Here is a 22,101-nt window from a genome sequence, read left to right as displayed (position 1 = left end):
TATTTTGAAAATTGAGATCATGCGTTTACCATTTAAGTTGGGTATGTAAAATAATATGCGCATCCTAAACTCTTCACATATGAACAGGTAATGACGCATTTGCCTTATTTTGTCTCTCTACTGTTGAACCCGATGAAAGTGAGAAATATAAACATTTATCCACTCAAGCTACAAGTGAAATTGTATGCCTGATTGGTAATAAATAAGAATACCATAATTATGAGAGTCTCTAAAGTAAAAGTTCTGGGAAATGAAGAAACCAAAGGTAGAATAGTGCTGATGCATCGTTCTCCTGTAAAGGGTCAATTAATTTATTCGGAGGATGCTGGTAAAAGGGATAGAACGGAGGATATTATTCCTGAGCAGAAACTGGAGAGTTTTCATCTGAGTATCCTAAACAAGACTTTTTTAAGGAAGGAGTTTTTTAAAAAAGAATTGAAACATGAGGCTAAAAAGAATGGGCTAAAAGGTGATGCTGAAGATAAATACATCTCTGAAAAATTAAAAGAATATCATTCCTTGTTGCAGTTTATTGATGATGTACTGTCAGTTAAATATAATGAGAACCGTAAAGCAATAAAGTTCCCGGAATATTTAACCAGGGAGATGATTGAGATATTTCTGAATCATAAATTCCGAAAAGAGGTAACCTACACCAATAAAAATGGTGCTTCTGTCTCTTTCCTTTTGTCAACACTCATACTGAATGCCATTGAAAAGCATAGCGTAATTGAGATGCAGCCTTTTGTAGATTGGAGAAACTGGTTTGTTGAGACCAAAAGTAAATTCCTTAAGAAATCGATCATCAATAATTGTATCCCGACAAATGGAGGGCCTATAAGCAGACGTCGGGAGACATTGATGAAGTGGAGGGATGATTATTTTACGAATGCTGAAATCGATCTGGCAAGGTTGCATAAAAAGTTTGGTACGGATACTTTGATGGCCTCTTTGAGGGAAGTACCGCAAACGGAAAAGAGCGGGAATGAGTATCACAGGCTATTGAAATCTTGTCTGCAGAGTCATCAGAAAAAGCTTTTTGGTAAAAGAGCGGAAGGGTATGATATAAACCGGGCGGACAATCAACTGTATGTTTACAACACAGAGGTGGTGAAGTATATGGAGCATTATTTTCCTGTGAAGAGTTCGAAGCGTAGAAACAGCACTGCTGAAATTAAATATTATCTTCAGACAGATACCATAAAATGTTGTTTACATCATCAGATCATAAACGCTGTGCGTGGCCTTGCACTTCGGGAGGGTAAATTTAATCTGCATGGTTTTGATGATAAACTGATTCCGAATGAGAGGAATGTTTCAAGCAGCATACTGAACGAATTAAAAACTTCAGAAGGTTTTGTATTGAACATGCTGGGAGGATGCGCTTTTGCTGCAAACTGCTTGCGTAATATAGTGGATGCTACCCAGAGAAGTGATTTACTTGGCTTTAGATGCTTTGAAGTCAGTTTAAAAAAAGGGAAAAGCAATTCCGATTTGTTTGCACTTTTCTTTGGTTTTGGTCGTGAGGATATGGATGATGACTCTGAATGGGAAAAGCATCTGTATGCCGCACGATATTCTGTTTCGGAAATTAGGAACCGGGTTGCGCATTATCATAAAAGTGCGATCGAAAATATATATAATATCACTGATTTTAAATATAGGGAAAATTCCATGTGCTCATATACTGACACCAAATTTACAACTGCTCTGCAAAACGAGATATATAATACTCCCAAAGCTTTTTCGCTTCAATTGATGACGGGTAAGGTGCTGGAGTATTATCCGAAGGAGAAGCTGGTGTCTTTCTTTCAGAAGTATAAATTCTCCCTTTACAGGTCTGTCGTTCCTTTTGCCCCAGGCTTTAAAAACATAATGCGCACAGGCGTTAATTATCAGAATGCTACCCAGAATAGTCTTTTTTATGATATGGGGCTAACTGCCTTTCAGGATAAAGATAGGTATATAGATGATGTGGAGGCTTGGAATGCGCGTTATTTCTTTATGAAGTTGATCTACAATAATCTCTTTCTGCCCCGTTTTACCAATGATAAAAATGACTTGTTCAGAAAAACAGTCGAGCAGGTGCTTGAAGTCAATAGGTCTCATATGGAGAAGGTTGGGAAAGACGACAGACAAGCATTTGGTGAGGTTCGACAGATGCGCGAAAATGAAACGGCAAATGATTACATGGCATATCTGCAGAGTAGTCTACGGATGGAAAAGAATAAGAAAGAGTTGGAAGGGAACGGTGCAAAAAGAATTAACTTTGAGAAGTTTATCCTACAAATGTTTGTCAAGGGTTTTGATAGTTTCTTGAAGGATGGGGCTTTTGAATTTGTTCATTCTCCCGAAAATTGTTTGACCGGTAGTACTGAAAAAGAGCGGGCAAAAGAACGCAACAGTTTGTGTGAAGAGATCGGCAATTACGTAAGACTTGTCAGCACTGTAATCGATCCGGGCAAAGGATCACATGTGGCATTTTATGTTTTCTGTAAAATGTTAAATAGCGTTTATCTGAGTAATATCAGGAACGAGATGATCAAATATCACAAGGTGGTTAGAACAGATGAACTGGCACACTTAATTGAAATCATTGAGCTTTGTCTTTTATCAGCTGATGCTGTGAGCCAAAAAACAGTGAATGCCGATAAGCTTTCTCATTTTTTTGCTGAAGGAGTAAATGTGGATGATGACGAAAATGTGATTCATGCATCGATGGAAACTTTTCGGAAATATGGCACGCGTGATCTCTTTCATAAATTGATGCTGCAAGACGATCGGTTCCTGGTATCGAGTGACGATTATCGTGAATGGGAGGAGATGAAGGAGAAAATTGAGGGGAAGGTAAAACAGCGCGAGTTGCTTCACGCAGAGTGGTGCGAAGCGAAGGAGAAAGATAAAAAAAGCAGAAAGGTTAAGAGCAATTCTAGAACCTGTTTTGAAAAAAAATTCATGGGTGCAAAAGCTGAAGAGTATTATTCTCTGTGCAACGTTATTGACAAGTATAATTGGCTCGATAACAAGTTACATCTGGTTCATTTAAACAAATTGCACAATTTGGTTATCGAGATTCTGGGCCGTATGGTGGGATTTACAGCACTGTTTGAGAGGGATTTTCAATATATATGTAAATCGGATTCCGAGTATGAACAGTTGTACAATCTGGATTTTAATATGGGTTTGCCAAAATTTAAAAATTCCATAAAAGGATCGGGCAAAGCTAAGAATAGTACCCAAAATATCGATCACAATGCAACAGGAATCGGCAATAGTTCAAATTTACTCAAAGAAAACTCCAACGGAACACACTACTGTAAGAACCTTTCCGGAGATGGTGTTGAAGATAAACTTAAACGATTATTCTTGTATGATGATTATCGAAATGTTAGGAATTTTGTAGCTCATTTTAACTATCTTACTCGGGTTGAAGACGATTTAGGAGGGAATGATGCGGTTAAGCTGTCGGGTACAAGGTATTCGCTTATTGAATTGATAAACGAGCTGCGTAACTTGCTTAAGTACGATAGAAAACTCAAGAATGCGGTATCTAAATCTTTTATCGATATGTTTGAACGGCATGGTATGCATGTAAAAATGAAATTAAATCACAACCATAAGCTTTTTGTGGATAGTATTAGCCCAAGAAAAATAAAACACCTTGGGGGTGGTTATAAGAAGCGGGGGAAGGATGACAAGATGTATGTGCAGACGACCAATCATGTTGATCCTCTTTATTGTGATATGTGCAGAGCTTTGTTGGAGATGAAATGAAGCGTGGTGTGAATGATCCCAAAATGAAAGGGAACTACAACAATCTTAGTAACGTCACCATCACTCAAGGCGGTGTGAATGATCCCAAAATGAAAGGGAACTACAACCCCTATAGCCTCAGCCATGTGTTTCGGCGAGGTGTGAATGATCCCAAAATGAAAGGGAACTACAACTTGTATTCTTTGCACTGATCTTCGGCTTCTACCCTACCCTCGGCTGGTGGATTTTCGCGATACTGACCACTATGTTGGGTGCTGTCTAATGCCTAAAATTCAAACTGATGAAATAATAGAAATGCTTATAGATGAACATTTACTGGACAAGGTGACGGCCAAGGCGAAAGCCAGTCCCTATATTCCCCCTGCAGCCGGAGGATATTCTGGAACCATAGATTTCACTGGAAACAGAGTCTTTGTAGCGACGAAGAATGAAATCAATGATGGATTGTCGACTGTTATAAAGGTTCTTTTTTATAATGATGATAGAGTGCTTACCACCGAGTTTTTGGTTAATCCGCTTGAAGGTGTGTATGGAGTGCATATTCCTGCCGGTCAATGGCATACGCTGGAGGTACTGGATAGCGGGACCGTGATCTTCGAGGTGAAGGACGGGCCGTATGTGCCCCTGCAACCGGAAGATATCATCCGGTTATAGGAATGTTCATTCACACCATGCGAGAATCGGAAACTTCTTTATAGAGTTGAAGTAGGACGCTATGATTACAGAACAGTGACCCACTTGAGGATTATTTCTTTCGTGTCATCTGCATCCAGACTGTTTCATTTTTAGAGTTCTTAAACGTGATATCGTCGGCTTTAAATGCATAGCTGACAATTGTTCCGGTGATTACCTCTTTATCCTCATTAATGGATGTAAGGGTAATGGTGGGATATTTGAAGCTGTATGTATATTTAGCGATGGTTTCGACTGTTCCACTTCTCTGAAGAGTGTAAGTGCACTCCTTATAGTCGAACTCAATTTTCATGGTATAACCAAATAACGAGTGACTCTCCCACAAGGTCCAATTTATAAAGGCTCCGGGAAGTGATAGATCGCTCAACATGTTGGGGATTGGCCGGGAAGCTCCTAGATTATCTTCCTCTTCATTGTCTTTGCTGCATCCAATTAAGGTGAGCTCTCCCACCGCAAAGAGTAATACCATTAAAAACCAAACGCACTTCTTTTTCATGATGTTCGTTTTTTGTTTACGTTTTGTTGCCGTTTTATGTTCTAGTCTCTTTTCTCGTTTTAATCATGGGAACGTTTTATTAACTAACCACATATAGTTTGCAAATGTATGATAATTTAATTAAAACTTGCAAGACACGTGCAGCTTTTTGTAAGCATAAGACAAAGTCTATGGTTATTTTCGAGTATAAAAGAAAATAGCTACATTTACATCAAATTATTCGAGTATGAAAGAAAATTTTGAGGCTTTAAGAAAATACAATTTTTGGGATGAAGAATACCTGGCTTCAGGTTATCCGCGTGATTTATAATCCGCAATTAAAGATACAGTACTATTATGTGATATTATCCAGAGACATAATATAAGAGAGGCTAAGCTTCTGGATGATATGTTTTCTTACTTGGTAAACAATGCTTCTAATCTGATTTCAATTACAAATATTGTTAACTATTTTAAGTCGATAGGGCGTAATACAACTTATGATACTGTTTCTAACTACATCGGTTATATCGAGGATTCGTTTATTATTCACAGAGCTGAGCGATATGATATACGTGGCAAGGATACTTTATCGGGAAATAGTAAGTACTACATTAATGATCTGTCTTTCAAGAATTATCTTTATCCCGGATTTGGTTATGGTGTTGGATATAAGTTGGAAAATCTGATTTATATTGAGCTTCGCAGGTATGGTTATGAGGTTTATGTTGGTACTTTAAGAGACAAAGGGATTGACTTTGTTGCAAAAAAAGAGGATAGAGTAATATATATACAAAGCTCTTACATATTAGCTGATGAACAGACCATCCAAAGAGAGTACTCGCCATTGGAATCTATAGAGGATAATTATGAAAAGTTCGTGGTTTCGCTTGATGATATTGCTTTTCCTTCTAATAAAGGTATCAGACATGTTCAGGCATGGAATTTTAGTAATGTGATTGCATAATTAATAAATGTTATTGGGATGTTTTATCTAATCATATTTGCTGTTCTTTTTATAGCTGAGCTGTTATACTTCAGGATTGCCGATAAATTAAATATTATCGATAAACCGAACGAACGGAGTTCGCACAACTATATCACCATCCGGGGTGAGGAAATCATCTGGTGGGTGGCAGCACTGCTGTTCCTGCTGTTTCATTTCTCTTCTCAGGGGCTGTGGTTCTTCGCGGGCATCAATTGCGATTATATAAATAAACAGAATCATGCGCCGTCAGGATATGCTGGATAGTATGCGCCTTGCATTTTTTCCGATATACATGACATGTTGCCAATTACTACGAAGTTAATGATTACACCATTTGATCAAATCAAAAACGGTTCCTTTGCAAGTCCAAATCTTGATCTTCAGTATTTCATGTTAAACATTATAAATATTTTAAATAACACTTCCTGTTAGCTAAAAATATAATTACCTTTGCGATGGATTTGACATTCCGCACCAAAAAACTAGAAAGACTGGCTAATGATTACAGGAGATGCCAAAGAGAATTGGGTGCTATACGATCGAAACTTTTAAACATTCGGCTAAATGATCTCAAAGTGGCAGAGACATTAGAAGACGTAAGGCAACTTCCAGGGCGCTATCATGAACTTATAGGAGATAGAAAAGGCCAATGGGCTTGTGATTTGGATCACCCTTAACGATTGATATTTGAGCCACATGAAAATCCAATCCCCGTTACTCCAGACGGCAACTATTTATGGATAGAAATAAAAGGTGTGGAAATAGTTGAAATAATAGATTATCACAACAAGTAGAATATAAAGTTATGGCAAAAAAAGAAAACCGGTATATTCCACAAGTGGTTTTTCATCCGGGCGAGACACTTGCCGAGAAACTTGCTGAGATGAAAATGGGGCCAAAAGAGTTTGCTGTGCGTACAGACAAACCGGAAAAAACAATTAATGCTGTTTTAAAAGGAGAAAGCTCAATTACCCCTGATATGGCTGTGCAATTTGAAAGTGTGACCAAAATTCCTGCTCATTTTTGGATGAATAAGCAGCGTAGCTTTGATGAATATCGTGCGCGAGAACGTCAACGGGAAATCATTGACGAGTCTATAGATTGGGCAAGAAAATTTCCATTAACAGAAATGATAAAAAAAGGATGGATAAAGTCCTCGGGAAATATAAATGAAAAAACAGAAGCCTTATTGTCCTTTTTCGGTATGAGTAATCCGGAGGCATGGCATAAGTTTTATTTCTATCGGAACCTGAAAGTTGCTTTCAGAATTTCGTTGGCGCACACGAGCGAACCGTACGCGATTTCCGCGTGGTTACGAAAAGGAGAACTGCAAGCCCAGGAGCTAACAGTGGAAAACCTTTATTCGGAGAAAAGATTTAAAGAAACACTTCCTGTCATTAAATCGTTAATGGCAAAGCATCCTGCGAATTTTCAAGAAAAACTCCAGTCGTTATGTCTGGAGGCGGGAGTTAAAGTAGTATATACTCCCTGTTTGCCCAAAGCTCCCATAAACGGAGCGACACGCTGGCTGGATGAGACCCCTTTTATCCAGTTAACGGGAAGATATAAACGCAACGATGTCTTTTGGTTTACCTTTTTTCATGAAGCGGGACATATCCTTTTACACGGAAAGAAAGATGTCTTCCTGGAAAATATTGAATATTCCGATAAAATAAATGAGAAAGAGCAGGAAGCGGACGAGTTTGCGATTAAATGGACGTTGTCGGAGCAGGAAGAAAACGAAATTGTCTCGCAAGGAAGGCTTACCTCTGAGGATGTACGAAAGTATGCTGAAAAATTTAACACCCACCCTGCCATTATTATCGGAAGGTTGCAACACAAGAAATATATCCCTTATTCTGCAGGAAAAGAGTTTATAGAAAAAGTGGAATTGAGGTAATAATTTCCTAATGAGGATATTCCGGTATATTGACCCCTTTTGATGGTTTTATTTCAAAAATTAGGGGATTAGGCTAGTTAAATAATTCGAATATTTCGTTTATGTCTGCAGTTCCAACATTAAAAACTACAGTTATGATAACGACAAATGATATAGAAAGGCCTAACAAACGTGAGCGAAAATTAGCACAGGAGTCCTACACTTCTCTCATTTCCTCGATTGAACAATTGAAATCGGACCAGGTGAAAATTGAAATTGAAGAGACCGGGGAGAGAATTATTCTTCCTGTTAAAGCATTGAATTTATTAGGCGAAATACTAAAGGCAATGAGTCAGGGTAAGCCTATTTCAATAGTACCTCTTGCAACTGAAGTGACAACGCAAAAAGCTTCGGAAATTCTGGGATGTTCAAGACCCTATCTCGTGAAATTACTGGAGGAGGGAAAAATTGAATATACAAAAGTAGGGAAACATCGTCGCGTTAAACATGAGGATGTGATTGACTACAAAAAGAAAATGAAAGAGGAGCAAAAGAAACGGCTCATTGAGATGATGCATGCAGACGAAGATCTGGGGCTTTATGATTCATAGCGTTCGATTTACGGCAGTCCTGGATACCAATAGTGTGCCCTGCACTGATCATCGGTCTCTACCCTACCCTCGGCTGGTGGATTTTCGCGATACTGGCCACTCTGCTGGTTGCTATCTACTGCATAAAATTCAAACTGATGAAATAATAGAAATGCTTATAGATGAACATTTACTGGACAAGGTGACGGCCAAGGCGAAAGCCAGTCCCTATACTACCCTGCAGCCGGAGGATATTCTGGAACCATAGATTTAACCAGACTTAACCGTTTAAGCTCCAGTTTAAAAACCTTATGTGTTTTTACATAAAAAACAGAGTTGATTTATACTCGGAACCAATTGATTTGTATTATCTTAGTATTTAACATATCACAAAAAACAATAAGATGGTTGCTGAAACGACAGACAAATTAAGGAAAAGGCATACCGGACGGAACGTGCAGAGGGTCCGGATGTATTTTGGTGTGAAACAGGAAGCTTTGGCTGCTGATCTGGGTATAAGCCAGCAGGAAGTGTCGAAGATTGAACAGCAGGAAGAAATTGAAGAAGAAGTGCTATCGCAGATTGCCAGCGTGTTGGGAATCCTGTTATCCATATTCACATGTTCGCATTTTGGAAGTTCGCATTTTGGAAGTTCGGAAAATAAACTTATATTTGCAGAAATAATATCCTATGCAGAGTGTGCCTTTTACATACGGACGAATTACTGAACCTATTGATTTTACCGATAGAGATAGCGAAATAACGCTATTGAAACGAAACTTCAACGCAAGAGTAAATACCATAATCATTTCGCCTCGTCGATGGGGCAAATCCTCGTTGGTGAAAAAAGCGGCAAGTGAAGCTGTTAAACAAAACGATACATTGAAAGTTTGTTTTATCGACATTTTTAATTATCGAAACGAAAATGAGTTTTATCTAGCATTGGCGAACGAAGTATTGAAATCTACTTCATCAGAATGGGAAGAGTTGGTTCAAAATGCTAAAACATTCTTATCGAGACTGATTCCTTCCGTTTCATTCTCACCTGACAAACAAACAGAACTCTCTTTTGGAATTGGATGGGATGAAATGCAAAAACATCCGGACGAGATATTAGATTTAGCTGAAAAAATAGCTCATCGAAAAGAAATCAATATCATTGTATGTATTGATGAATTTCAGTCGGTTGCCTCGTTTCCCCAACCCGAAATGTTTCAGCGAAAACTGCGCGCTCATTGGCAAAATCATACGCGTGTAAGCTATTGTTTATATGGGAGTAAACGGCATATGTTGTTAGATGTTTTCACCAATCCATCCATGCCGTTTTATAAATTCGGACATTTACTTTTCTTAAAAAAGATAGATTCTGCACATTGGATAAATTTTATTCAAAAACGTTTTGATGATACCGGAAAGCAAATTTCTGACCATGACGCGGCATTGATAGCCTCTCTCGCCGATAATCATTCGTATTACGTGCAGCAACTCGCGCAACAAACTTGGTTTAGAACGAACAAAATGTGCAAAACTGAAAACGTAACTGCCGCCCGCGAAGACATTGTGGATCAATTAAGCCTGTTATTTGCAAACCTAACCGAGACTTTATCCTCATTGCAATTAAATATTTTACGTGCAATTATTTCCGGCGAAAAACAATTAACAGCACAAGATACGCTCAAAAAATACCGAATGGGAACTTCGGCAAACGTAGTGCGAAATAAAAAACAATTGATAGTAAACGAAACGCTTATTGAGGAAGATAACGTCCTATCTTTTTCTGACCCAATGTACAGATACTGGCTCGAATCACGTTTTTTCAAGATTATTCCTTGATGATAAGAAAAGTCTATCAACCCTAAATATAAAATGACAAACGGTACTCGTAAATAAATATGAAACGCTACACTCAAACCCTCGAATATACATCTTCCCCGCAGGCTGATGGAGCATTTTAAGAACAGTGGAAGGCTTCACCGCTGCTGTATTTTGCTTCAAGGTGGTAACGGAACTGGGTTAGTCCATAACCATTGGGTACGTCTCTACGGTATTCTTCCCAAAGCGCTGCACTGTTGTTGGACTCATCGAGAACATTTCGAAGGAAAATAGAACGTGTACGTCGGCTTCGGGGTATGACACAAGCTGAGTTAGGAGAATTGCTTGGTATTACGAAGCAGGCAATCTCAAAAATGGAACAAAACGAGAAACTGGAAGATGATAAAATTAAACAGGTTGCCGAGGCTTTGGGTGTTACAGAAGAGGGATTGAAAAACTTTACCGAAGAAACTGTTCTGTATTGCACAAATAATTTTTATGAAAACTGTGGCGTCAAAACAAGTGCTGTTAGTAACAACCACACTTTCAATAATTTTCCAATAGAGGAAGCTATGAATCTATTGGAAAAACTCATAGAGAAAGAGAGAGAAAAGTTCGAGTCTTTAAAAAAAGAGAAAGAATAGACCTGCTCAACATCCTGCAGGTTTTCTCCAACCATTATATTTCCAAAAAAGCAGCGGATGAACTGACCGCTGCCAAAGACCGGGAAATTACCTGGCTGAGAGAAGAAATCCTATACCTGAGAACGAAAATAGACCGATTGCAGGAATGCGACGAACGCTAAAGGACAACCGGGCATTCACTTCCACAATTACTACCGCAATCGCCCGGCAATGATGAAGGAGTTGAAGCTATTTATTGTAAGTGGTAAAGTTCGCCGGCGGTAACAGATAATCCAACAAGAGCATCATCCGATATAAAACCAATATTTTCGTGCGGAAATTGATCTACAAACTCATCAAACATTTTACTTTCCCACGCCATATATCTTTCGTTCAAATGATATACCTCATTAGGCACGACTTCCACAAAATGTGTGTCTGAAAGTTTATCATGTTCGTACCGAACACGGGTTTCGGTGAAATCGTTAATAAAGGATTGTAACTTTGAAATTATAAATTCGTTAGGTGTCATTGCTTTTACGGAATAGGCAAAGCTATCATGAGAAATAAAAACTCTGCTCTCTCTACCTCAAAATGCTGCAAGTTGACATACTGGAGAGACATCCGACAGGGGTTGAACTACTTTGCTCAACCCCTAAATTTGTTAATCACTTACCTATTTTTTTGTAAATCTCAATGCCCGGAAGTTGAACCCGGAGTCTTCTATATAGAATTTCACCCGCTGTTCACCCTCATCAAGATGAATTTCCAACGGCGGTAAAGGATGCCACCTCCAACTACTCCAGCTTCCATTATTGGGAATATGGATTGTTCCCGTCACATTCTCGTTATTGACTTCAACGTGGAACCTGGCGTTGTTACCGTTTGCTGAAACATTTGCTTCAACTAAATACGCTCCAGCCTCTTCCACATTCAGGGTATAGACAAGCCACTCGTTTGCTGAAGTATAACCTATGTTGTTCCCGTTTCCCTCAACCTCTACCGGGGTGCCGCGCGTATCACCATTGGCGAGCCTATAGCTGTCGTTGCCCGTTTTGTTTTCCGGCTCGTTATCATGGAACGCAAAACCCTCACCGCCAAAATCAAAATTTGCAGCCGGAACCTCACAGGGTGCAGAGGAAGAAAGTATGTGAGGCCCTTTGAACGGACGGGTATATTTACCATCTACAACTACCCTTTCCACAATATTACCCGACTGAAAAACAACGGAAGTCACACCTTCACCCGTAATAGTGATCACACCATCTTCCACCCGGGCTATATTAGGATTTTCAGAATACCAGATGATATCCTCCGAATAGTTGTAGTTCTCAGGATGGCAGGTCGCAATTACGGTAGCCTTATCACCATATAACAGTTCCAAATGCGACTCGCTCAATTCGACAGACTCAAGAGGAACTTTTACAACGCTCGTCACCTCCACCCTGTTTTCAAGATCGCCTGCTTTAACAATAATATACGTGACCCCGGCGCCAACGGCCTTAACCAGGCCGTCCTTGTCTACGGTAGCCACAGAAGCATCATCCGAACTCCACCGATAGACATAGGTGCCATCCGTAGGGCTGGCAATAAGTTGAACTTCATCTCCCACAAAAAGGGCAAGGGAAGACTTGTTAACAAAGAACGCTCCTTTAACCTCTGTCCTCAAATTCTCCTCACAACCGGTCAAAAGAAAACAGAAAAGCGGGAAGAGGAAAAATATAGTTTTTAAATTGTGTTTCATATTGATAAGATATTTATTTTAAAACTCTGTTACAATCAAAACCGGATCGTGATCCGAAGGACATCTGCCATAAGGCCTGTCATCAATTACACGATACTGTAGCAGCTTAACATTTTTGCTGACAAAGATATAATCGATCCTGTTTTTTGATGCTTCAAACGGTTTTAACTGATTGAACGTGCCTTCCGGGCCCAGCGGCTCTTCAGCCAGATCCCTTGCATCATAAAGCTGTCCGTAAGCTTTCAGGATGGAGATGGGCTCCGAACCGGGTTGACAGTTGAAGTCACCCGAAGCAAAGAAAGTGTATTGGTTTTTGACGATCTCTTTTATCTTTGATAAAAGCAATTTCGCCGATTCTACCCGGGCTACCGCTCCTTGATGATCGAAATGGGAGTTGAAGAAATAGAACACGTTGTATGTTTCTCTATCCCTGAACTTTCCCCATGAACAGATTCTTCGGTAGTTCACCGCATCCCAACCGTAACTCGGTTTTTCAGGGGTATTGGAAAACCAGAAACTGCCCTCATCCAGCAACTCGAACCGATCTGTTTTATAGAAAATTGCATAAAACTCCCCGTTGTCGCCACCGTCTCTACCTGTCCCGGTGTAGTGGTATTTCTTAAATTGGTTTACGATATCTGTCAGGTGTACTTTGGTCCCTTCCTGGGTACCCCAAATATCAAAATCGTAATGGTTGACAATCGTATAGACAAGCTCTCTTCGATCGGGCCATCCTCCAACCAACAAATTATAGGAGCCGGAAGAAAACCGGCTGTACTCATTGCTTTGCTTAACCGGAACAACGATATCCTTTACATCAGAATGGCCGTTAAACCTGACGACAACCGTTCCGTCCCTTTTACTGTCGGAGCGATTCAGTGCTGAAGCAACAAAGTGATGCCTTTTGACCCATTTATCGATAACTTCACTCTCCTTCTCTACTATCCATTGGGGAAGCTCCATTGAATAAGAGAGGTTTGAAGAGATGTCGAAACAGAACTCCAATGTCTGATTTTCATTGAAATAAATTTGAGTTTGGCTGACTGTGGCCTGTGGAGTTTCTGAAAGCTGCTTCACTTTGATATTTCTGACAAGCTCTTTGACCCGCACGGTCAACTCTGAAGATCTCTCCTTCCCGATCTCTTTGTTCATTTCCACAGAAATCCGGATTTTATTGCTGTTTTCCGGAATAATCTCCGCTTTGCACCAGCTATCTGTTGACTCTACCGTAAAATTAGCGTTACTTCTTACCTCAACAATCTTTTCACCTGCTTCGGGCCAGAAGACTACTTCGTTATGAGTCAACTCTAAAAAAGTTATCTCAGCAACCTTACTTTTGCCACAGGCAAGAAACGGAATTATTGATAAAAAAGTTACAAAGAATAATGATATTTTGTTACTACTCATTTACACTGTATATTATATAATATATTCGCTATGTTGTAAACATCAAATTACTCTCCGGCAAATTCAAGACGAAGTTCCTCCTTCATCTCAATTGTATTACCTGCATCGTTTATATAATTGTATCTTATGAGAAAAACCTTATAGTTTTTGAATGGGGTCTCCTCAATAAAAAACATATTTGGGAAGTTGATATCTCCGTTAATCTGAGTTAACCTCAAATCCTTGTAGGGAGAGATGATAATATTGCCATCATCACCAATTTCAAGGATTATGCCATATTTATTTATAACTTCCGTATCAGGCTGAAATGCGATATTATCAGCCAGTATCCTTACCTTATTCCTACTTACAGGATGCATTGTCTTAATACCGGGAAGCTGCACACTCCCCCTAAATGCCCTCATCGTATAGTTGGTCTGTGGCTTCTGGGTTGCATAATCATTTTTAAGCAACACACGGTAGAGTACATTACTCTTTTTATGATTGATTTCATAAGAAGAGTATGAGTCGACCTTTATCGGTATAAAGTAGGTTGAATCAGGAGAAAGTCCCTCCGGGCGGATTGCAATTTTCATTCGTCCATTTCTCTCCCCGACAGGTATGGTCAAGCTATAATCATCAATATCGTACATTTTTTCCGGTAGTAATCTTGCGTAATTCTTTCGATCGACATCGAAATTCAACATATTGTATCTGTTGTAAGCTTCCAAGTCGGGAAGAAGTTTAACTTTGATCTCTTTTTCGGAAGGGAGAGTTCCTCCACAGGTCGCAGCAATATAACCATATGACTCAGGTTCGTTCAGGTCATGAACGCCTTCAAAGATATTGTATGTCCCCTCACTTTGCAGTGCAAAAATTGTCTTATACTGCTCTTTCTCAAAAATATCGTCATTATTGCATGAATAACAACTGAATAATACTACGACTACCAATAATATAATTGATCTGTTCATAATTCTATGATTGTTAATAATTATTTTACCATCCAGGATTCTGGTCCAAAGAAGGGAGACGACGAATCTCAGCTCTGGGTAATGGCAGAAACACCATTTTTTTATTTATAATCCGGCTCCCTATTCTTGCCGTATTCGGAACAACTCTCTGATAGAATCCCTCCTTATTGGCATCCACGTTCATCCCGGTGATCCTGTCATTTTCCACGTTTTCATAGATCCCCCACCTTCTTACATCATAGAACCTCCTGTTCTCAAAAAGGAATTCAATCATTCTTTCTTTCTCGAGCAACTCTTGTATCTTCTCCTGACTTTGCAGCTCAGCATCACTGAGTCCCGGCAAACCTGCACGATAGCGCACTTGGTTGAAGGCATTGGCAATCTCATTCACATCCCTCGAAAATGTGTACGTTTCCCCGTTCAATTCAACCGTATGGGTTGTTGTGAGGTTGTTCAAGGCTTCGGCGTAACTGAGTAGAATTTCCGCATACCGGATCATTGGGAACACCTTGTCAACCACTCGTGCGTTTGTTCCGGACCAGGCATCCATGGGGTGAATATACTTCTTCACTACATATCCGGTTGGTGTATGGTCTACCAAAGCGCTCGGATTCGATTTGCCGTTTGGTGAATCGTAGTAGTAAGTAACCGTGAGATTATAGTCTCCGGCGGAAGAGGCGGAGATGCAGGGCCAATACGCTTCACTAAAACCGATGCTGGCGTAGAATCTCATTTCGCGGTTTACATACATGTTATAAACTCCCGCGTTAAGCCTGTAACCGGAAAAAGAACGTATGCCGGAGGTAAAGCCCTCTTCGGAGTAAGGGAACGCATCGCTGGCATTGTCAATTGTTCTTCCGTCCTGCATATAATATGAATCTACTACTTTTTGGGGAACGGCCATTCCGCCCCATCCTCCATGAACAATTGGGAACGAAGCTCTTGTATAGCTTCTTAACCCGTCGGATTTCCTTGCCCAAATAAACTCGGGGTTTACAGATGGCACGCATTCGCCGTTAAACATTTCCGAATAGGACTTATAATGATCAATTCCGCCTGCTCCTGCCGGAAATTTTTCATGATAGGATTGATCGTGAACATTTTCAGGAAGCAATGGAGTCTGTTCATCTGCTTCTACTGCGTAAAGTCTGTAGAGAGGACCTCCGGCCAAATCCATATCTATAACTCTTCTGGCTGCAGCTGCAGCCAATGCCCATCGGCTCTCATCATAGGCTTGGGAAACGTATGTTGCTCCGTCTGTTGAGCGTTTCCAGTCACCGAAATAGGTTCTGGCAGCTTGTCCGCCATTATACAAGGGGCTCGCATGCTGAAGGCGAAGACGTGCGACAAGGGAATATGCGGCCCCTTTGGTAGGTCTTCCAAAATCAAGAATTGGAACGGTTACCGGCATATATTCTGCGGCTTTCTCAAATTCATCACATATATACTCTACCGCTTCGTCGTACGTGCTTCTGGGACGATCGTAATACTCAATTGGTTCGTTCGTCTCAATCACCTCATCTCCCAGGATAATGGGAGGACCGAACTCCATCAGTAACTTGTTGTATGCATAGGCCCGTATAAAGCGGGTATAGCCAAGTATATTTATTCTATCCGAAGCGGACATTTCCGGCACCTCATCAATCCGGGTCAAAATGGTATTGCATTTTCGAATGATCTTGTAGAGGTTCTTGTAGTTGTTCCCGAACGGCCCTAAATTGTCGGGGGTAATATACCCCAAAACAAAACGCATCCCCGAGTAACTGCTTGAACCATCAACATTAAACATGGTAAATGCCTCGTCGGTAGCCAATGGTCCCAACACGTCCTGTCCAGAAGTACTGAAAATCTGTCCCTCATCGCTGAACATCGCTGCAGCACCCCACATATAGGCTTCTACATAGCGGGTCTGGGTGAATATGGAGTCCACTTTGAACTCATCATCAAAATAACTGTCAATATTCAGGAAATCCTTGCACGACGAAAAAAAGATCGGGAAAGAGATAACTGAAAGGAGGATGGATAATAATTTTAATCTGTCCATTATATATATGTGTGTTAAATATTTATATAAAGTTGGAAAGTAAAAACCGAGGGGATCGGATAGGCGCGCCCATTGTAACGGGCCTGCTCCGGATCAAACAGTTTTACCTTGTCCCATACAAAAAGATTTGTCCCTACCAGTTGCAAATCAAGAGATGAAATTCCAATTCTTCTTAAGGAATGGAGTTTCAAATTATAATTCAGTGTCATCTCTTGCAATCTCAAATATCGGGCATCACCTTTCCAGAAATCTGATAACTGCGAGTTGTTGCTGTTGTATCCATACTGAAGCCTAGGGAAGCGTGCGCGTGGATTTTCGGCAAGCGAAGATTCAATCCCTGCCTGTGCGGCGTATTCCCTTGGTATCCACCTATTAGAAGGATCGCTTATGATTGCCAATACATTTCCGGTTGCTCCGCCGTGAAATGGGACATAACCCATTCCGTTTCCAGACTGTCCAACATGATAATAATCTGTCTTCCCAGTTCCTTTAAACATGACTCCAAGTGTAAAATCCTTATATCTGAATTCACCACCAAATCCATACATTAAGCGGGGATAAGTACTGTAGGATAGAGGAACCTTATCCTCATCGTTAATCACACCATCAGCGTTAATATCTTTATATTTGATATCACCGGGTGCAACATCTCCAAACTGTTGCCTGGGACTATATTTAATATCATCTTCATCATTGAAAAGCCCTAAACTTTGGAAACCTCTGATTACGTTATAGGGGTATCCTGTATGCTCAAGGTAGGGATATTCAAGATAGAGTTGTTCCCAGTTTTGAATCAAATTGGTAGAATAAGTATAGTTTCCTCTTAGCACAAAGCTCTTATTTGCATCAATTTGATGACTGAAACTAATATTTCCATCAGAACCGTAACTTTTCATCTTTCCCACGTTACCGTATGGCATGGAGATTACTCCTACATAATCGGGTACCTGAACTCTTGGTTGAAAGATGCCATCACGCTGGTCTTCAAAGAAGTCTACAACAAATTCAACTTTGTCATTAAGCAAGCGCCCTTCAAAACCTAGGTCTTTCTTCAGCGCCTTCTCCCATTTTAAGTTATCTGCACCCACAATGGTTTCGTTAATAGTCTCTACACTGTTCCCTCCCCATATTGAGTTCTGTCCGATATTTACCATCGTTAGATAAGGGAATCTGCGGCTTGTAATTCTATCATTTCCAACTGTACCGTATGAAGCACGTATCTTGAAAAAATTTAACCATGGCAAGCTATTCTTTACCAATATATAATTTGTAGGGCTCCACCCAAGAGCAAGAGAGGGAAAGAAACCATATTGTTTCCCTGGCTGGAAATTCTCTGAACCGGTATAACCAAAGTTCACATCCATCATATAAGTATCTTTAAAACTATATGTTAAACGACTCGAAACTCCTTGATATCTCAGTGGAATAGCCGCCAAGCTACTCACTGCATCCTTAGTAGCTTTCTCATCACTAAGATAGTAGTAAAGCAGACCTGTAAACCTGTGATCATCTGTAAAGAGTTTTTCGTAGCTAAGTGTACTCTCAAAATGATATTTTCTATATTGGTTTACCTGCTTGTTATATCTGGCTGGTACTGCCTGCACGTTCTCTTTCATGATCAGGCTTCCGTTTGTATTCCTGCCCAATGCCTGATAAAGTGCCGGTTGAACATATCTCTGTTCCCAGAAGTTACTATAAATATCGTAAGCTCCTTGTACCTTAAGCTTAAGTCCATCTAGCATTTTCTTCAGATCTTGGTTTATTGCCATTGTCATCTTACCTTGATAATTCTGGCTAGAAGATTGCCCTGTATGGTTGATTAACACATATGGAGAAGATAGATCATTCGCACCAGCAGCAGGAAGAAGTCCGTTCGAATATTTGGTGGGAAAAAGAAGTGGATTCAATTGTGACTGTGCATTCCAAATATAGTCTGTATTTGCCATACCCGGTTCGCTTCTCACTGCTAAATAACCATCCGTACCAAAATAAATACTTGTCATTTTTGTCAGGTTAAGGTCTATATTGAGCCTGTAGTTATAGGTATTATAACCTACATTGGAACTGTAAACACTGCTCTTGTCCTGTTTATATGCTGCCGTTTCGTCGCTCAGTCCCAGACTTAGAAAATACCTTGCCACTTCACCCCCCCCCCTAGCGCTTACATAGTAGCTTTGCTCAAAAGAGTGATTATTAAGTATCTCTTTCTGCCAATTGACGTTTGGGTAAAGATCATTATCAAGACCGTATCGTATAATATCAAGATCTACATCATTATAGGCAGGGGCAGATCCCCTTACTGATAGAGCTTCATTAACAAGATTCGCGTAATCATATGCACCTAAATATTTAGGCATCCTTCGTAAAACAGAGAGAGAAAAATTAGTTCGTGCAGTGATAGAAAGTTTCCCTGACTCACCCCTTTTAGTGGTCACTAAGACTACCCCATTTGCTCCTCTTACACCATAAACCGCTGTTGCTGAAGCATCTTTCAAAACAGAAAAACTTTGTATATCTGCTGGATCAATGGAGTTTATATTGCCTTCCAAGCCGTCAATCAACACTAAAGCGCCACTACTGGCACCAAATGTACCAATACCACGAATCCAAAATTCAGAAATATTTTTTCCAGGCTCACCGCTTGTCTGCATAGAAATCACCCCTGGAACTTTGCCGCCAAGCAAGTTAGCAACGGAAGCAACAGGAGTTTGCAAATCTTTCACATCTACCGATGTAACTGCCGCCAAAGAACTTATTCGTCGTTGGCTACCCATTCCTACAACAACAAGTTCATCCAACTCTTCGGAGTCTACATTCAACCGAATTTCAATGTCTGACTCTTCCTTCACAACTACATATTCCACAGTTTCTAAACCAACGAAGGAAATAACAACCACGTCCCCGATCTTAACATTGATCGTGAACTTTCCATCTATATCAGTAATTGTACCAATACCTACCTGATCTTTAAGAAAGACAGTCGCACCGGGCAGCGTAATTCCTGTATCATCGTAGACTGTCCCTTTCAATGTAAATGCAATTCTCTGCTGTGCATTTGCAAAAAAGAATAGCTGAAGAAAAAGCAATAGCATAAAATTTCTTTTCATTCTGATAATGTATTTTATTTATATCTGTTATTCAATGGCCAGTTTACGCAATCTGTTATTACCCCAGTCCGCGATATAGACTGTACCTTCTTTATCCACCCCAACACCGTGCGGATTATTAAAAAGCGCCTCTTCGGGGCCTCCGTCTTTCCAACCACTCGTTCCGGGCATTCCTACAATTGTCTCTACCATATTCTCGGGAGAGATTCGGCGAATACAATGGTTCCCGGCATCGGCAATATACAGATAGCCCTCAGGATCAAAGTAGATTTGCCATGGAGCATTGAAAAGCGCCACTTCCAGTTCTCCGTCGCGATGTCCGCTTCCAGCAGAGTTCATGCGTTTGAATGTGTTCGCTGGATCCCTTACATCCATTGAATAGATGCCTCCGGAAACACCTCCTGAACGTCCTGCAAAATATAGTAAATGCGGATGAAGTGGGTGGAATGTTACTCCATTTGCCGTTCCGTTGGGAGTTACATAGATTATCTCAGCCTCGTAAGTAACAGGGTGGATTTTAATAATCTGTCCCTCATAGAAACGGGTATAAACGTATCCGTCCAGTTCGCACGAAGCCATTGAATGCTTCCAGGAATTGGTTGGTGGAGCATATCCGTTTGTATTCACAATGTTGAAATTCCTGTATCTGGGAGCCCATGCCTCTTTAGGATCACAGGTCACAAAGGCCGTAATGGAGGTCTCCGACGGGAATGTGATTATCCCGGTTCTCCTGTCAATCGCAGGAGCGTTGGGAATCATAACCGAGCTATTGTCATTCATGGAAAGCGGAATTACAACATTCTCCTCTTCATTCACCCGGACAAGCCCCCAGGTTGGACTGTCCCGGACGGAGACAAAAATATTGTAATCGTTATCGACAGCTAAAAAGGATGGTTTCATCTGGCTTTCCGAAAGTGTTCCGGAGATAAAATCGGGTGACCCGTTTCCGGATACCGTACTTACAGATACAGAGAGATTATATTGGAAAGTATTTTCCAATACAAGCGAATCTTTTCCCACAACAACTGAAACAACACAGTCGTCACCCGGCATTCTCGGAACCAACGTATAGATCCGATATCCATCGGATGAGATTACTGCAGCTCGCTTACTGTTAAAATAAACCCTGATTTTTTCGGGATTGGAACCGAAATTTTCTCCCGTAATTATTACCTTCTCTGCAACCCCGCCCGAATTCGGATAAAATGTGGATATTTTGACAGGGATTGACGGGTTGTGATCTTTTCCAAACCCATCATCTCTTTTCTCTGTGCACGATGTGAAGAACAAAAGTCCGGAGAAAAGCAAAATAATGTTAATGTAAATTTTTAGCTTTTTATTCATATTTTTTAATTTAAAAAGGATAAAATAATTAGGATTTAAAGTATTAATCAGCATTTTATTCACATAAATAGAATTATTCTTTACAAAACAGAGACAAATCCATAGCAGGATTTTCAAAATTATTTAACATATCTTATCAATAATAATGTTGTAATTTTCGCCGGGTATTCAGCGCATATTCGTAATCAATAGATGAAAAATTTTGTCATGAGGGCAAAAATAGAGGTTACAGATTTCTAAATAAAAGAATTGAAGTTGACATTTACTTTTAACCGGTTGATTTTTACTGTCTTTGCAAAAGTGAGTTCTTGTTGATAACCGAAAGGAATCGTGATGAAGCATTTTTTCCGATGCGATCATGGATCCAGTGATGCAAATACTCAAAACAATTAATGATAAAAAGGTATTAATCAATTATATGAGTTTGAATACTAGCCCTTTAATGGACAGCGCACAGCCATCCTGGCAGCCATACGAAGGCGATTAAGATTTTACACATTTATTTGGTTAATTTAAATCATATTGCTAATTTCGTGTTTTACAATGAATTGGTTGGAGACTGATCAAAAAAAATAAAAACGATACTCTTTTACTCAATGAGGTTTATAGTGAACGTGTTGATATACTCATTTCAGAAGACAGAAAGATTCATACTAAAGCGAAGGAAC

General features: G+C 40.1%; 17 protein-coding genes and 2 pseudogenes. 11 read left to right on the top strand and 8 right to left on the bottom strand.

Annotation, left to right across the window (positions count from 1 at the left end; all coding sequences use genetic code 11):
• Window positions 1-219 precede the first annotated feature (219 nt).
• The 3 genes from cas13a (at window position 220) to KDN43_RS10670 (ending at window position 4,428) form a co-directional block, all read left to right on the top strand.
• Entirely contained in the window at window positions 220-3,774 is a 3,555-nt protein-coding gene (gene cas13a / locus KDN43_RS10675; protein ID WP_238866057.1) for a type VI-A CRISPR-associated RNA-guided ribonuclease Cas13a, read from the top strand.
• Between the two features lie 8 nt (window positions 3,775-3,782).
• Window positions 3,783-3,965, top strand: a complete 183-nt coding sequence (locus tag KDN43_RS16570; RefSeq protein WP_407681765.1) for a hypothetical protein — start codon at window positions 3,783-3,785, stop codon at window positions 3,963-3,965.
• Between the two features lie 103 nt (window positions 3,966-4,068).
• The gene (locus KDN43_RS10670) at window positions 4,069-4,428 is read left to right on the top strand and encodes a WbuC family cupin fold metalloprotein (RefSeq protein ID WP_238866056.1); all 360 of its coding nucleotides are present in this window, start codon (window positions 4,069-4,071) and stop codon (window positions 4,426-4,428) included.
• Window positions 4,429-4,519: 91 nt separating this feature from the next.
• Here the strand turns inward: KDN43_RS10670 and KDN43_RS10665 are convergent, their stop codons facing one another.
• Complete coding sequence (locus tag KDN43_RS10665; RefSeq protein WP_238866055.1) at window positions 4,520-4,963, bottom strand: hypothetical protein; 444 nt, start codon at window positions 4,961-4,963, stop codon at window positions 4,520-4,522.
• 310 nt (window positions 4,964-5,273) lie between these two features.
• On the opposite strand from KDN43_RS10665, the pseudogene KDN43_RS10660 reads away from it, so the two are divergent.
• The 8 genes and pseudogenes from KDN43_RS10660 to KDN43_RS10625 form a co-directional block, all read left to right on the top strand.
• Window positions 5,274-5,909: pseudogene (locus KDN43_RS10660) on the top strand (ATP-binding protein); the annotation flags it as partial.
• Between the two features lie 18 nt (window positions 5,910-5,927).
• Window positions 5,928-6,098: pseudogene (locus KDN43_RS10655) on the top strand (UDP-GlcNAc--UDP-phosphate GlcNAc-1-phosphate transferase); the annotation flags it as partial.
• 637 nt (window positions 6,099-6,735) lie between these two features.
• Window positions 6,736-7,830 (top strand): ImmA/IrrE family metallo-endopeptidase, encoded by a 1,095-nt coding sequence (locus KDN43_RS10650; protein ID WP_238866054.1) that lies wholly within the window; start codon window positions 6,736-6,738, stop codon window positions 7,828-7,830.
• Window positions 7,831-7,964: 134 nt separating this feature from the next.
• Window positions 7,965-8,420: an excisionase family DNA-binding protein gene (locus tag KDN43_RS10645; RefSeq protein ID WP_238866053.1), complete on the top strand. Its 456-nt coding sequence runs from the start codon at window positions 7,965-7,967 to the stop codon at window positions 8,418-8,420.
• Complete coding sequence (locus KDN43_RS10640) at window positions 8,410-8,667, top strand: hypothetical protein (RefSeq protein ID WP_238866052.1); 258 nt, start codon at window positions 8,410-8,412, stop codon at window positions 8,665-8,667. The genes KDN43_RS10645 and KDN43_RS10640 overlap by 11 nt, the downstream gene beginning before the upstream one ends.
• A gap of 136 nt (window positions 8,668-8,803) precedes the next feature.
• Window positions 8,804-9,127 carry a helix-turn-helix domain-containing protein gene (locus KDN43_RS10635; RefSeq protein WP_238866051.1) on the top strand — a complete coding sequence of 108 codons (324 nt, stop codon included), beginning with the start codon at window positions 8,804-8,806 and terminating at the stop codon, window positions 9,125-9,127.
• The gene (locus KDN43_RS10630) at window positions 9,090-10,232 is read left to right on the top strand and encodes an AAA family ATPase (RefSeq protein WP_238866050.1); all 1,143 of its coding nucleotides are present in this window, start codon (window positions 9,090-9,092) and stop codon (window positions 10,230-10,232) included. Before KDN43_RS10635 ends, KDN43_RS10630 begins: the two co-directional genes overlap by 38 nt.
• A 233-nt stretch (window positions 10,233-10,465) precedes the next feature.
• Window positions 10,466-10,855, top strand: coding sequence for a helix-turn-helix domain-containing protein (locus KDN43_RS10625; protein WP_238869446.1), 390 nt, complete (start codon window positions 10,466-10,468; stop codon window positions 10,853-10,855).
• A 232-nt stretch (window positions 10,856-11,087) separates the two neighbouring features.
• Here KDN43_RS10625 and KDN43_RS10620 read toward each other — a convergent pair whose 3' ends face one another.
• From KDN43_RS10620 to KDN43_RS10590, 7 genes are all read right to left on the bottom strand, one after another.
• Complete coding sequence (locus tag KDN43_RS10620) at window positions 11,088-11,366, bottom strand: hypothetical protein (protein ID WP_238866049.1); 279 nt, start codon at window positions 11,364-11,366, stop codon at window positions 11,088-11,090.
• Window positions 11,367-11,510: 144 nt separating this feature from the next.
• Window positions 11,511-12,578, bottom strand: a complete 1,068-nt coding sequence (locus tag KDN43_RS10615; RefSeq protein ID WP_238866048.1) for a carbohydrate-binding protein — start codon at window positions 12,576-12,578, stop codon at window positions 11,511-11,513.
• An 18-nt stretch (window positions 12,579-12,596) separates the two neighbouring features.
• Window positions 12,597-13,985, bottom strand: coding sequence for an endonuclease/exonuclease/phosphatase family protein (locus tag KDN43_RS10610; protein ID WP_238866046.1), 1,389 nt, complete (start codon window positions 13,983-13,985; stop codon window positions 12,597-12,599).
• A gap of 47 nt (window positions 13,986-14,032) precedes the next feature.
• Window positions 14,033-14,938, bottom strand: coding sequence for a BT_3044 domain-containing protein (locus KDN43_RS10605; RefSeq protein WP_238866044.1), 906 nt, complete (start codon window positions 14,936-14,938; stop codon window positions 14,033-14,035).
• Window positions 14,939-14,963: 25 nt separating this feature from the next.
• The gene (locus tag KDN43_RS10600; protein WP_238866042.1) at window positions 14,964-16,982 is read right to left on the bottom strand and encodes a RagB/SusD family nutrient uptake outer membrane protein; all 2,019 of its coding nucleotides are present in this window, start codon (window positions 16,980-16,982) and stop codon (window positions 14,964-14,966) included.
• A gap of 14 nt (window positions 16,983-16,996) precedes the next feature.
• A complete protein-coding gene (locus tag KDN43_RS10595) occupies window positions 16,997-20,089 on the bottom strand; it encodes a SusC/RagA family TonB-linked outer membrane protein (RefSeq protein WP_238866041.1) in 3,093 nt (1,030 codons plus the stop codon).
• A gap of 27 nt (window positions 20,090-20,116) precedes the next feature.
• Window positions 20,117-21,433, bottom strand: a complete 1,317-nt coding sequence (locus tag KDN43_RS10590; protein WP_238866039.1) for an IPT/TIG domain-containing protein — start codon at window positions 21,431-21,433, stop codon at window positions 20,117-20,119.
• Window positions 21,434-22,101: the final 668 nt, after the last annotated feature.

Origin of the sequence: Proteiniphilum propionicum (assembly GCF_022267555.1) — a bacterium.
Classification (GTDB): domain Bacteria; phylum Bacteroidota; class Bacteroidia; order Bacteroidales; family Dysgonomonadaceae; genus Proteiniphilum; species Proteiniphilum propionicum.
Note: the sequence above shows the minus strand (reverse complement) of the source record. Positions and strands in the feature narration are given on the sequence as shown.